The sequence below is a fragment of the Methanoculleus sp. UBA374 genome (assembly GCA_002508705.1).
Classification (GTDB): domain Archaea; phylum Halobacteriota; class Methanomicrobia; order Methanomicrobiales; family Methanoculleaceae; genus Methanoculleus; species Methanoculleus palmolei.
The window spans coordinates 169812-183707 of sequence record DAYL01000033.1 but is presented as its reverse complement, the minus strand read 5'-3'; the positions used below and the strand labels follow the sequence as shown (position 1 = coordinate 183707).

Annotated in this window: 11 protein-coding genes; 8 read left to right on the top strand and 3 right to left on the bottom strand. The window is 62.9% G+C overall.

The window, feature by feature from the left end:
* Positions 1-9: 9 nt before the first annotated feature.
* Positions 10-1002, bottom strand: a complete 993-nt coding sequence (locus BRA42_RS12440; protein ID WP_342772158.1) for a TIGR03557 family F420-dependent LLM class oxidoreductase — start codon at positions 1000-1002, stop codon at positions 10-12.
* Positions 1003-1352: 350 nt separating this feature from the next.
* On the bottom strand, positions 1353-2612 hold the full coding sequence (locus tag BRA42_RS12435) for a PAS domain-containing protein (RefSeq protein WP_342772157.1): 1260 nt from the start codon (positions 2610-2612) through the stop codon (positions 1353-1355).
* On the opposite strand from BRA42_RS12435, the gene BRA42_RS12430 reads away from it, so the two are divergent.
* Entirely contained in the window at positions 2611-3738 is a 1128-nt protein-coding gene (locus BRA42_RS12430; RefSeq protein WP_342772156.1) for an IS256 family transposase, read from the top strand. The genes BRA42_RS12435 and BRA42_RS12430 overlap by 2 nt on opposite strands.
* On the opposite strand, the gene BRA42_RS12425 is transcribed toward BRA42_RS12430, so the two are convergent.
* Positions 3739-4023 carry a winged helix-turn-helix domain-containing protein gene (locus BRA42_RS12425; protein WP_342772155.1) on the bottom strand — a complete coding sequence of 95 codons (285 nt, stop codon included), beginning with the start codon at positions 4021-4023 and terminating at the stop codon, positions 3739-3741.
* Positions 4024-4289: 266 nt separating this feature from the next.
* On the opposite strand from BRA42_RS12425, the gene acsB reads away from it, so the two are divergent.
* The 7 genes from acsB (at position 4290) to purB (ending at position 13892) form a co-directional block, all read left to right on the top strand.
* Complete coding sequence (gene acsB, locus BRA42_RS12420; protein WP_342772154.1) at positions 4290-6311, top strand: acetyl-CoA decarbonylase/synthase complex subunit alpha/beta; 2022 nt, start codon at positions 4290-4292, stop codon at positions 6309-6311.
* A 13-nt stretch (positions 6312-6324) separates the two neighbouring features.
* Positions 6325-7236, top strand: a complete 912-nt coding sequence (locus BRA42_RS12415) for an acetyl-CoA decarbonylase/synthase complex subunit delta (protein ID WP_292405921.1) — start codon at positions 6325-6327, stop codon at positions 7234-7236.
* Positions 7237-7241: 5 nt separating this feature from the next.
* Positions 7242-8576: an acetyl-CoA decarbonylase/synthase complex subunit gamma gene (gene acsC / locus BRA42_RS12410; protein WP_292405924.1), complete on the top strand. Its 1335-nt coding sequence runs from the start codon at positions 7242-7244 to the stop codon at positions 8574-8576.
* Positions 8576-10498, top strand: a complete 1923-nt coding sequence (locus BRA42_RS12405; protein ID WP_292405926.1) for an ASKHA domain-containing protein — start codon at positions 8576-8578, stop codon at positions 10496-10498. Before acsC ends, BRA42_RS12405 begins: the two co-directional genes overlap by 1 nt.
* A complete protein-coding gene (locus BRA42_RS12400; RefSeq protein WP_292405971.1) occupies positions 10495-11520 on the top strand; it encodes a hypothetical protein in 1026 nt (341 codons plus the stop codon). The genes BRA42_RS12405 and BRA42_RS12400 overlap by 4 nt, the downstream gene beginning before the upstream one ends.
* 222 nt (positions 11521-11742) lie before the next feature.
* Entirely contained in the window at positions 11743-12498 is a 756-nt protein-coding gene (locus tag BRA42_RS12395) for an AAA family ATPase (RefSeq protein WP_292405929.1), read from the top strand.
* 53 nt (positions 12499-12551) lie between these two features.
* A complete protein-coding gene (gene purB, locus BRA42_RS12390) occupies positions 12552-13892 on the top strand; it encodes an adenylosuccinate lyase (RefSeq protein ID WP_292405932.1) in 1341 nt (446 codons plus the stop codon).
* Positions 13893-13896 lie beyond the last annotated feature (4 nt).

The following is a 13896-nucleotide window of genomic DNA, read 5'->3' as shown; positions in this document are numbered from 1 at the left end:
AAGCCCGGTTCAATCCTTGACGGCGGGGATGACCTCTTTGAAGATATCGATGCCGGCGTTCACGTCCGGGCTGGAGTTCCCGAGGCAGAAGTGGGTGATGCCTGCCGCCTTGAACCGCTCGATCTCCTTGATCATCCCTTCGGCGTCGGTTGCGACCATGAAGTTGTCCTTCATCATGTCATGTCCGACAAGGTTTGCATGGAGTTCGACCTCCTTTGCATCGGAGACCTTGTATTTGAACATGGCGGGAACCAGGCAGCCGGCCCAGAAGCGCAGTGCCTCAATGGCTTTGTCATAGTCGGCGTCGACCGAGTACCAGACGAGCATGGCGTGCTCCATCTTGCTCGGGTCCTTCCCGGCCTCGCGGGCGCCTTTCTCGAAGTTCGGGATGGTGACATTCTTCAGCACGGAGGGCGGCGCAGACACCGTCATGAGGTGGTCGGCGTGCTTCCCTGCCAGCTGTGCTCCCTTCGGACCCATTCCGCTGAAGTAGAGCGGAACCTTGTCGTCGGGCTTGGTGTACAGAAACGCCTTGTCGAAGGTGTAATACTTGCCCTTGAAGGAGACGGGCTCCTTGCTCTCCCAGAGTTTCTGCATCACTTCGACGGCCTCGACGGTCATGTCCTGCCGCACCGGTACGCTCGGCCACTCGCCGGTGACCGGCACCTCGTTCAACGCCTCGCCGGCGCCCACGGCAATGCCCACACGACCGGGGTACATCTGCCGGAGGGTGGCGAACGTCTGTGCGACGACTCCCGGGTTGTACCGCATGATCGGGCAGGTGATGCACGTCGAGAAGAACGCCTTCTTGGTGGCCTGGAGTGCTGCACCCATCCAGGCCCAGGCCTGCCCCGTCTGTGCATTGGTGTGATACCAGGGGTGGAAGTGGTCGTCTACCCAGATAGAATCGAAACCGACATTTTCTGCTCTGACTGCCTGTTCAAGCGCATCCATGGGGCGGTACTGCTCAATAGATGCAAAGTAACCCATCTGTGTTTTCATGGTACTGGTCTCCTGACGATCGGTCGAGTCCCCTATGTAGAGGCAAGCCTACCCGAACCTTGATACGTTACCAGCACTAACATGAGCACCGGTAAGGTAACTGGGGTCCGCGCATCAGTCCTGATTATCCGTGGCGGATCACAGCCATCCTACCTCGTCAAAGGTCTCTCTTCCGATCCTGTTGTATGCGGACTCTTCGTCCACAAAGAGTAATTGTATCGACCCGGGATATAGGTATCGTTTATTGTTCAACAATACCCGGACAATGGCAACGGATACCGCCGATACTGCAACAAGGCCATGGATCGTGTAAGTGAAAGAGGGGTCACGTTCAACAACAAAAGATATATTTATATATCGATTTCAGAGAGGCTTCCCTCTCGCGCTACACGAGCACCACACGCCCGGAGCGGCGCTTCAGCCTCCTCACGGACAGCGCCCGATATGTCGATCATAAAAGACGCTATCTCCCCGGAGGGCAACTTGAAGATGTAGTGCCAGATCCACGGAGAGGAATGCTCCTTCCGGTACTGGAGAGGAGGCAGGAACTCGGGTTTTTCGGTCTCCAGGACACGGATCAAGGCCTCACGGACATCGGGGTTGGGGAGGTCGGGAAAGACCTCGAAGAGCTTTCGCCCGACCAGATCTGTCTTCTGCATCTGCAGGATCTTCTCCGTCGCCCGGTTGACATCCTTGAATATATACTCGTTTCCTCCGTCGATCGGCTCGTAGATCAGGACGCCGTTGCAGGTGTTCTCGAAGAACGAACGGTAGCGTATCTCTTTGAAGGCCAGTTCCTTCCGCGCCAGCCGCTCGATTGTGATATCCTTAAAGAGTATGGCGAACTCGTTCGGGATTCCCCCGCCGTCGGAAGTGATCGGGGTGAAGACTACATCGAAATAGACGATGCCCGATCGGGTGCTCGAAATCCCCTGGTCCCGCTTCAGGCGGTCGAAGTCGCAGGCGAGTTCCGTCTCGGCGACTTTTCCCTGCCGGATCAACTCAAGGATCTTTCCCTTGTAACAGGCGATCTCGAAGATGTTCCCATTCGCCAGTTCCTGGATCTTCTTCAGGCCGAGAATATCCAGGGATGCACGATTCGCGTTGAGAACGACCCCCTCGGCCGTAAAGAAAATGATCCCGCTGGGAACAGTCTCAAAGATCGTCCGGATCTTCTTCTCCGAGTTCTTCAGTGCTGTCTCGGTGTTCTTCCAGGCCGTGATGTCCTGCAGGCTGATCATGATCCCCGGCTTTCCCACATGAGAGACGGTCGGGGCAAACTCGATGTGGTATATGTGATTCGTGCTGTCCTCGATATACTGCATGTCGGAGAGGTAGGTCCCGGACTGCCAGACCCTCTCGATATTCCGCATGATGGCCGGGTCCGAGAAGATACGGAGGTTCAGGTCGAAGAGAGGGACGCCTATGACGTTTCTCTCGCGGTGAATGCCGAGAGTCTTGATGAAACTCGTATTCACCATAAGAATATGGAGATCCGCGTCCAGGATAACGATCGCGTTCGAGAGGCGGTGGTAGCGTAACGAAAGTTCTGTAAAATTGAATTGGCCCTGGATCCAACCTAGATTTGGACAAAGGAGAAACAGGGCCATGGATCCCTTAGCGTTAATCGAAGATTATCTTTCCGATCAGGAGAACGGCATGAAGAACCTCATCACCGGATTCCTCAACCAGGTGATGCTCGCAGAGGCCCTCCAGCAGGCAGGAGCCGCCCAGTACGAACGCACCGATGCGCGGAAAGCGCATCGAAACGGTTACAAGGACCGATCCCTCAAGACCCGATACGGGGAGACGATCCTCCGGAAACCGCAGTTTCGGGAGTTCTCGTTCGAGACACAGGTCTTTGGACGGTATGCCCGGGTGGAGAAGGCTCTGGTGAATGCAATCGTCGAATCCTACCTCCAGGGCGTCTCAACGAGGAGAGTCCAGGAGATCGTCAGTCATCTGGGGATCGATCAGCTCTCTCCGGCTTCGGTCTCCCGGATGGCCAAGGACCTCGACGATCAGGTGCAGGCATTCCTCCTGCGGCCGATCGAACAGGCTATCTCGTATCTCTTCGTGGATGCTTCCTACTACAAAATCCGGGACGGAGCACGGTACGTCACCAAGGCGGTCCTGGTGGTCGCCGGAGTGCGCGAGGATGGTTACCGGGAGATCCTCGGCGCAAGAATCACAGATTGTGAGAATGAGGAATTCTGGTCGGGACTCTTCGAGGACCTCAAAGAACGAGGACTTGCCGGGGTTCAACTGGTCATCTCTGATGGGCATACCGGCATCCAGAAGGCGGCTGAAGCCGCCTTCCTCGGTGCATCCTGGCAGATGTGTCAGGTTCATTGTACCCGAGCCGTCTTGAGGAATATTCCCCGGAAACATCAGAAGGAGGTTGTAGAGGGGCTGAAGGAGGCCTATGGAAGTGAACAAAGGCTTCAAGATCTCGCCGATGACCTGAATGCCAGGGGGTACCGGAAAGCAGCCAATACCATCGAACGATTCCTCCCCGGGCTTATGAGTTACACGGCATTCCCGAAACAGCACGGGAAACGGCTCCGAACCACAAACCTGATGGAACGGGTCAATAAGGAGCTAAAACGAAGGACCAAAGTCGTAGGAGCGTTCCCGAACGAGGAATCCCTCCTCCGGCTGGTCGGATCTATCCTGATGGACATCAACGAGGAGTGGGTCACCGGCAGAAGGTATTTGACGATGGAGAAGGAATGATCAAGCAAGGAGACAGGGCTCAGGCAAATTACAGAAAATCTGAGACGTTACCAGGCGGTCAAAGAGCTCCGAGAGCGGGACCCGCGGTGCCGGGGTGTATAACTTCGATCTCCCGAACCGCTGCATGCTCACGTCTCCGCTCGACTGGAGTACCTCGAGATACTTGGAGACGGTGGCCCGGTTCATCCCGAGTTCGCGGGCGAGTGCAGATATAGAGAGACCCCGCGGCGAATGGTCTTTGAGGAGATCGATGATCCTGCTGAACTTATCCTGGTACTCGTTCATAGGTGCTGCTCCACAGGTTTTCCGGACTTGCATCCGGCAGGAGATCTACACAGACAATTGGGTAGAATCGGTAATTATCTTTCGGAGTCGATGGGAAATTCCGGCCGGCCGTGTCCTGCAGCGGCCAGCCGGGAGGCGCCGCCACGGCAGGCGCGGCTTTAGGTCGGAGAGACCCGGGAATCGCGCTGTTCCCACCTGTCAGGAAACAATGTTTTATACCCCTGCAAAGAGCATCTTCAACTGAAGGCACCATGAACAACAGACTCATGGACTCTCTGGATGCGACAATAGAACGCGGCCGCACCGATCTCGACGCGAGGATGCAGGCACTCGCCGGGAAGCTCGCCTACGCCGAGACGGCGTACGCCCTTCCCGTGACCTACGCCGTCACCGGGATTGCCGTGCGTGATGCGGACGGAGCACGCGAAGCATACGGACAGTCCGGCAACAACCTCCTCGTCGCCTGCGAATGCCTGATGGCCGGCGAAAGCGGTGTCGCGAGCCCTTACACCGGGTTCATCCCGGACGCGGTTCTCCGTGGGCTCGGCTACACCCTGGTCGACGGGAGTATCACCGGTCTCGGCCTCCTCGTCGGGACGCCGGAGAGCTCCGATGCTGTAGCGGCGATCTGCCGGGAGATGCAGGAGAAGTCTCTGCTCACCTTCCTTGCCGGCGGGGTCGTGGAGGCGCTCTCCGGCGCCGGCGTCCGCCTGGGGCTGGATTACCGTCTGGTACCGCTCGGACCGCACAGCGCCCGCGGCATCCATTTCGCCGACGCCGTCGCCCGAATCGCGATGATGTTCGGCGGGGTGCAGCCGGGAGACGTTCACTCCCTGCTCAGATACGCCGCGGAGCGGGCGAAGGCGTTCGTGATCGCGTTCCCCGGCCTCACCGACGAAGAGGTTGCGTTTGTCGATGCCCTGAGGATACTCGGGATACCGATCCTCGCGGCCGGCGATGGCTACGGGGGAGGGGAATGGGTACCGGTCGCTCCCGCCGATGCGGTCCGGACCGGGATGGACCTCCGCGGGATCCGGGTCACGGTCACGGCGATCCCGATCCCCATGGCCTGCTCGCCCGCGTTCGAGGGGAAGAGCATCCGCAAGGAGGAGATGTACGTGGAGTTCGGCGGCAGCAGGACCCCCGCCTTCGAGCTCCTCCGGATGCGGCCCAAGGAGGAGGTCGAGGACGATGCGGTCACCGTCGTCGGGCCCGACGTGGACGACGTTCCGGAAGGCACCGCCCTCCCGCTCGCGATCCTGGTGGACGTCGCCGGCGCGAGGATGAAGAAGGACTACGAGCCGGTGCTTGAGCGGCGGATCCATAACTTCATCAACTACGGCGAGGGGTCCTGGCACGTTGCGCAGCGGGACCTCATCTGGGTGCGGCTCTCGAAAGAGGCGGTGGCAAAAGGCGTCAAGATCCGGGACCTCGGGACGCTGCTCGCCCACAAATTCAGGATGGAGTTCCCGGATCACATCGATGCGGTCCAGGTGACGCTGGTCACCGACGAACAAAAGGTCACGGAGATGCTCGTGGAGGCACGCGAGACCTATGCAGCGCGGGACGAGCGGATCGCCGGCATGAAGGACGAGGATGTTGGGACCTTCTACTCCTGCACCCTCTGCCAGACGTTCGCACCGAACCACGTCTGCGTCATCACCCCGGAGCGGCCGGCGCTTTGCGGGGCGATCACCTGGCTCGACGCCCGGATCGCCTACGAGATCACTCCCGCCGGGGCGAACCAGCCGGTCGAGAAAGGAGAGGTGGTCGATGCCGTCTACGGGGAGTTTGCGGGGGTGAACCGATTCGTCAAGAAAGCGTCCCACGGCGAGGTCGACCGGATCTCCCTCTACAGCATGGTCGAGAACCCGATGACCGCCTGCGGATGCTTCGAATGCATCGCGGCCGTCGTCCCGGAGGTGAACGGAATTCTCATCGTCAACCGGGACTATACGGGGGATACGCCGCTCGGAATGACCTTTTCGACGCTCGCCGGGACGATTGGCGGAGGTGCGCAGACGCCGGGGTTCATCGGCATATCGAAGAATTACATCCTGAGCGACCGGTTCCTCCAGGCCGAGAACGGTATTACGCGGGTGGTCTGGATGCCGTCCTCCCTGAAAGAAGAACTCGAAGACCGGCTGCGGGAGAAACTCGCCGGGCAGGGGATGACGGACCTCTTTGAGAAGATCGCAGACGAGGTCTCGGCACCGACAATCGAGGACCTGGTCGCATTCCTCGAACGCGTCGATCATCCCGCGCTCACGATGAAGTCGCTGATCTAGGAGGGAATGACGCGTGATAGACAGCAATGAACCCGGATCGGCGATCCGGGAGGTGCGTCTCGGCGCCACGCGGGCTGAAGGAGGGACCCGGGAGGTCTCCTATGTGATCGGAGGCGAACGGGGTCTGCCGTTCTCCCGGGAAGAACCGGGCAGGTTCCTCGTGGCGCTCGAAGTCTGCGACGACCCCCGGTTCTGGCCGCAGGTGGTCCGCGACTATGTGGGCGACCTCGCGAACAACCCGGATGAGTGGGCACGGGCCGCGGAGCGCACCTACGGCGCGGATCTCGTACGGCTGAACTTGACCAGCACAAAACAGCGTGGATTCGATGCATTTTCCGAGATCGCCGCGACGACGGAGCGGGTGCTTGCGGCGACGACCCGGCCCCTGATCATCGAGGGGAGCAACGAGCCGAACCTCGACAGCGAGGTCTTCCGCCGCTGCGGAGAGGCGGGAGAGGGCGAACGGCTCCTCCTCGGAACCGCGGAAGCCGACCGCTACCGGAGCGTCGCCGCAGCGGCGCTGGCATACGGTCATGCGGTGATCGCCCAGTCGCCCATCGACATCAACCTTGCCAAGCAGTTGAACATCCTCCTCCAGGAGATGGGCGTGCCGCAGGACAGGATCGTGATCGACCCATTCACGGGGGCGCTCGGCTACGGGTTCGAGTACTCCTACTCGGTGATGGAGCGGATACGTCTCGCCGCCCTCTCCGGGGACGCGGACCTCGCGATGCCGATGATCTGCGCCTCCACCGACACCCTCTCGGTCCGCGAGGTGCGGGAAGCCCCGCCGGAGGAAGAGGATGCGATGGCGGTCGCATGGGAGTTCTACACCGCCTACTCCGCCATCGTGGCCGGCGCGTCGATCGTCTGCGTCCGCCATCCCCTGACCGTGGGGAAACTCAAGACGGCACTCGGGGTGTGAACTCCATGGCAATGAAAGCACTCGACATCTACAAACATCTTCCGAAGACGAACTGCAAGAAGTGCGGCTACCCTACATGCCTTGCCTTTGCCATGAAACTCGCCACGGGGAAGGCGGAGATCGAAGCCTGTCCGGACCTCGACCCCGAGACGAAAACCCTGCTCGGCGGGGTGACCCGGCCGCCGGTCCGGCTCGTGCAGGTCGGCGTGGGGGAACGGTCGGTTCCGGTCGGAGAAGAGTTCGTCCTCTTTCGGCACGAGAAGACCTTCTATCATCCGCCGGGGATCATGGTGCAGGTCTCCGATGCCTGGCCTGAGGAGAAGGTGCGTTCTGTCGTGGAGGAGGTCAGGGACACGGTCGTCCAGCGGGTGGGGCAGGACCTCGTCCTCAACGGGATTGCGGTAAGAAACGAGAGCGGCCTTCCCGACCGGTTCGCCGCGACCGTGACGCTTGCCGGGGGCGGGAGCAGCCTCCCTCTCGTGCTGATCGCCGACAACCCCGCGTCCTTTGAGGCGGCCCTCGCAGTCGCCGGAAACTACCGGCCGCTGATCCACGCCGCAACAGAAGAGAACTGGGAGGAACTCGCCGCACTCGCGAAGCGCTACGGGTGCCCCCTCACCGTGCGGACCCCCAACCTCCCGAACCTCGCCGTACTCGCCGGGAAATGCGCGGACGCCGGGGCTCCGGACCTCCTGCTTGATCCCGTCCCGCAGTCGCTTTCCGGTTTCATCGCGACCGCGACGGAGATCCGGAGAGCCGCCATCGGGCGGACCGAGCCCGGGCTCGGCTACCCCATCTACCTCGACACCGTGCCGCTCAACGAGACCGACGCGGCCCTCGCGGCGGGCATCCTGAAGTACGCAGGGATCATCGTCGCCCCCCCGCTTGCCCATGCTTCCCGGGAAGCGGCGCTCACCCTGCGGCAGAACATCTACACCGACCCGCAGAAACCCATCCAGGTGACGCCGGGAATCTACCCGATCAACGATCCCGGGCCGAGCGCCCCGATCCTCCTCACGGTGAACTTCTCGCTCACCTACTTCACGCTGCTCGGCTACCTCGAGGCGTCCGGGATACCCAGTTACCTCTTCATAGCAGACACCGAAGGGCTCTCGGTCCTTACGGCCGTCGCCGGCGGGAAACTGACGGAGACCCTCGTCGCCGAATCGCTCAAGGAGTTCAATGTCGGAGACCTGGTGGACCACCGTCTGCTGGTCATCCCCGGCTACGCCGCCCCCCTCTCCGGGAAGATCGAGGACGCAACCGGGTGGAAGGTGCTGGTCGGTCCCCGGGACGGGGCCGATCTCCCCGGATACCTCGAAGCGGAGTGGAAAACCTGATGCCGACCGTTACGTTTCTCCCGGGCTACCGAAAGGTGACCGTGCCGGGGGGAACGACCATCCTCGACGCGGCGCGGGCGGCCGGTCTCTCCATGAACGTGGTCTGCGGCGGGCAGGGAAAATGCGGGAAGTGTCTCGTCTTCATCAAAGAAGGCACGGCAACGTTCGACCGCGATAAATATCGCAGGTTCTTCTCGGACGACGAGATCGCCCGCGGGGCGTGCCTTGCCTGCCAGGCGACCGTTGTCGGCGACGTCCTGGTGAATGTCCCGGCCGAGTCGCTCATCCAGGAGCAGAAGATCCTGGTAGAGGTCCCGGGCCAGGAGGGAATTCCGTTCAACCCCGCCGTCCGGAAGTACGTGGTCCGCCTCGAGCCGCCGTCCCTGGACGACACGACTCCCGACCTCACCCGCGTGCTGGAGGGGATCGAGAAACAGGGCGGGCCGCCCCCGACCAGTATCTACGCGCCGCTCGACGTCCTCTGCTTTCTCCCGCTGGTGCTCCGCCGGAACGAGTGGAACGCGACCGCCACGGTCGCCCTGGCGCCCGTCGGCTACCGCCTGAGCAGCGTGGACGGAGGCGACACCTCCGAAAGGCTCTACGGGGCGGCGGTGGACCTCGGGACCACCACGGTCGTGGCCTACCTCTGGAGCCTGACCGACGGCCGGATACTCGCCACGGCCTCCAACTACAACCGGCAGATCTCCTGCGGCGAGGATATCCTCTCGCGGGTGAACTTCTCCCGGAAGAGCGGCCTATCCCAACTGCAACAACTTGCGACGGAGAGTATCAACGAGGCCCTGACGACCGCCGCCGACACGGCAGGGATCGACCGCGAGGAGATCTTCGAGGTGATGGTCGCCGGAAACACGGTGATGACCCATCTCTTCCTCGGGATCGACCCCGCCTACATGATCACCGAGCCCTACATCCCGGTCGTGCGGCGGATGCTCTCGACGGGCGCCGGGCAGATCGGGATTGCGGCCCACCGGAACGCCGAGGTCTACACCTTCCCGGCGGTCTCGAACTTCATCGGCGGCGACATCATTGCCGATATCCTGGCAACCGGAATGACGGACCGCGAGGAGGCGACGCTCATGGTGGATATCGGCACGAACTTCGAGGCGGTGCTCGGCAACAGCGACTGGATGCTCTCCTGTGCGGGCGCGGCCGGGCCAGCTCTGGAGGGAGGGGAGGTGCTCTTCGGCATGCGGGCAAACCCCGGTGCAATCGAGCGGGTCGCGATCGACGCCGAGACGCTCACGCCGACCTGCTCGACGATCAACGGCGTACGGCCGCGGGGGATCTGCGGGTCGGGCCTTATCGACCTGCTCGCGGAACTGCTCCGCACCTGCGTCATCGACCGGACGGGACGGATCAATCTGGATATCAGCCATCCCCGGGTCAGGAAGGGACAGTATTACCCGGAGTACGTGGTGGCCTGGAAGAAGGAGACGTCAGTTGGGAAGGATATCGTCATGACCGAGAACGACATCAGGAACCTTATCATGAGCAAGGCGGCGATCCACGGGGCCTGTATGACGCTCCTCGACGCGGCGGGCCTTGAGCCCGGGGACATCGGCAGGGTCTGCTTTGCGGGGGCGTTCGGGAACTACCTCAACAAGGAGAACGCCATCACCGTCGGGCTGATACCCGAGATGCCCCTGGACCGCGTGGAAAACATCGGGAACGGAGCGATCACCGGCGCGAACATCGCCCTGATCAACCGCAAGCGACGGAAGGAACTCGACGCGATCGCCCGGAGGATCACCTACATCGAGCTGAACGCCGAACCGTCCTTCATGGACCGATATACGTCGAGTTGCTTCTTGCCGCACACCGACTTTACTCTCTTCCCGCACGTGCAGCAGATGCTCGAGGCGTGTCGGGCGAAGCAGGGGGTGAGGTCGTGGCAGGCATGATTCCGTCCCCCGGGCTCCGCGCGACCGGGGTGGGAGCGCTCCCCCACCGCGACCCCGACGAGGCGTGCCGGGCGGTGCTCGCGGCCTTTCCCGAGGTTCCCTACGTCCCCACCCTGCCGACCCGGGGGCTCCTCGAGGCGATCGTCTTTGCCGACGCCGAGTACCTCCCCGGCGGGGTGGTCCGGGACGGCAGGCTCGTGGTCGACCGGAGCATCGATCCCTCGGAAGCGATGGAGCGGATCCTGCTCGACTACCTCGAACAGAACGCGGACCCCTACCGGGTCGGCGAGGCCTACGGGTCGGGGTTTCATGCGATGATGGGCCGCGACCTCTCCGACGCCCTCCTCGTCAAGTGTCAGGTGACCGGCCCGGTGACCTTCGGGATGCAGGTGGTGGACGAGACCCGCCGGCCCATCCTCTACGACCCGGAGTACGCCGACCTGCTCGGGAAACTCCTGGGGCTGCGGGCCCGGTGGTGCGAGGGGGCGATGCGGGAGCGGATGGGCGCACGCGCGACCCTGGTGGTTCTGAGCGATCCCTACCTCGCGTCGCTCGGCTCAGCGGTCGTCCCGGTGGATGCCGGCGTCGCGGCATCCGCCTATGAGGATATCGCCGGGCTCCTCGACGGGGGGCTCGGCATCCACTGCTGCGCCAACACCGACTGGGCGTTCATCCTCGGACTTGAACCTGCCGTGGTCTCGATCGACGCCTGGACCTACGCCCGGGAGTTCCTGCTCTACGCCGACGACGTCGCCCGCTACATGGAGGCGGGAGGCGTGGTGGCCTGGGGGGTCGTCCCCGCAGAATACTCCATCTTTGCAGCGGAAAAGCCCGATGCGTTCTTCTCCCGGTTCCAGGAGATCCGCACCCGGGCGACGGAGACGATCGACCCCGACCTCTTCGACCGCCAGTCCCTGATCACGCCGACCTGCGGTATCCGGAACGCTAACGAGGAGGAGGCCGTCGCAATCATGGCGGCGACCGCCTCGCTCTCCCGCCGCCTCCGGGGCGAGGGGCCGTGACCCGGGCTCCGGCCCGACGCTGTTGTCCCCGGATGAGAGCCATCACGAGGCTCTGCTGCCGGGCGTGCGGCGGCGGAGGGGCACCCCGGCGCGGATGACCCAACTGCAGCCACGCCCACTTTTATTAACGGGGTCGGGTAAAGTGGTACTCATTATGACAATCCATGCTATCGATTACCGCTACGGCGCCTCCGGAATACGTGCTGTCCGGAGTGAAGAACCATGATCCGGCCCTGTACCGTCGTCATCTCCGGGAAAGGCGGGACGGGGAAGACGACGATCACGTCGCTTTTGATTCAGGCGCTGATTGCGGACGGCGAGCGGCCGGTCCTCGCGGTGGACGCCGACCCGAACGCAAACCTTCACGAGGCCCTCGGGGTCACGGTCACGGAGACGCTCGGGAGCATGCGGGAGGAGGCATTCACCAAAAACATCCCGCCGGGAATGGACCGGACGGGCTACATCAAGTACCGGTTCCGCCGGGTGCTCACGGAGGCTGAGGGATACGACCTCCTCGCCATGGGGCGCCCCGAGGGGTCGGGGTGCTACTGCTTCCCGAACGCCCTTCTCACCGAGTGCATCGAGACGATCGAGCGGAGTTACCGGCTCGTCATCGTGGACTCCGAGGCCGGGATGGAGCATATCAGCCGGGGGACGATCAAGAGCCCGGAGGTCCTCCTGATCGTAAGTGACCCCGGGGCACGGGGGATGCGGACCGCCGGCCGCATCCGGGACCTCGCGGAATCGCTCGGGCTCCCGCGGGACCGGATCTTTCTCGTCGTCAACCGGGACCGGGACGATGTCGCCACAACGAGCGATATCCCGCTCATCGCCCGGATCCCGGAGGACCCGGCTATCGGGGAGGCGGACCTCGCGGGAGCGCCGATCGTCGGGATACCGGAGGAGAGCCCGGCGCGGGCCGCGGTGCGGGACCTCGCCGGGTGGCTCATCGAGGAGTGTGCGCGGCGGAGGAAGTGACGGATCGTAGCCACGACCCCTATTTAACACGGTAAGGCAAACAGGTACCAGTTATGGCAATCCATCCCATCGATTACCGCTACGGCACCCCGGAGATGCGTGCCGTCTGGAGCGAGGATAACCGGTTCCGGGCCATCGTCACGGCCGAAGTGGCGCTGGCCCGGGCCGAAGCGGTGCACGGGTTGATCCCCCGCGAGGATGCAGAGGCGATCGCGGTTCGCGCGCCGGAGGCACGTCTCGAGCGGGCAAAGGAGATCGAGGCCGAGATCAACCACGATATGATGGCAATCGTCAAGGCAGTCACCGAGGTCTGCGGCGATGCCGGGCGATGGATACATTACGGCGCGACCTCGAACGATATCCTGGATACGGCGACGGCCCTGCAACTCCAGGACAGTCTCGCGCTCATCGAGGAGAAACTGAGCGGCCTCCTCTCCGTGCTTCTTGCCCGGAGCGCCGAGACGAAGACCCTCGTCTGCGCCGGACGCACCCACGGGCAGATCGGCGTTCCGACAACCTACGGGCTCCGGTTCGCGATCTGGGCAAGCGAGGTCGCCCGCCACATCGAGCGGCTCCGCCAGATGCGCCCCCGCCTCGTCGTCGGGCAGCTCACGGGGGCGGTGGGGACCCAGGCGGCGCTCGGGAGATCGGGCATCGAGATCCAGGCAACGATGATGGAGTTCCTCGGGATCCACCCGGTGGACGTCTCAAACCAGATCGTCTCGCGGGACCGCTACGCAGAGTACTTCATGCTCCTCGCGAACGTTGCAACAACGCTCGATAAGATCGGAGTTGAGGTCCGGCTGATGCAGCGCTCGGAGATCGGGGAGCTCGCGGAGGCGTTCGGGAAGAAGCAGGTGGGCTCAAGCACCATGCCCCACAAGCGAAACCCGATAAAGAGCGAGCAGGTCTGCGGTCTTGCCCGGATCGTCCGGTCCGCGGTGGAGCCGGCGCTGTTGAACAACGTCCTCTGGGACGAGCGCGACCTGACGAACTCCTCGCCGGAGCGGGTGATCTTCCCCGAGGCTTCGGTGCTGACCGACCACATCCTGAAGGTGATGATCGGCGTGATGGAAGGGCTCGAGTTCAACAGGGAGAACATCCGGAAGAACCTGATGCTGCTCCGGGGGGTGAACCTCGCAGAGTCGGTGATGATCGACCTCACCAGAAGGGGCATGAACCGGCAGGAGGCCCACGAGATGATGCGGACGGCGAGCATGCAGGCCCTTGCCGAAGGCCGGGACCTTGCCGCGGTGCTCAGCGAGCGGCCGGGGGTCACGGAATTCGTCACCCGCGAGGACCTTGACCGGCTCCTCGACCCGGACGCGTATATCGGGACGGCGGTCCTGCAGGTGGAGCGTCTGATCGAGAAACTCCAGCCGCTCTGCCGGTGAGCGA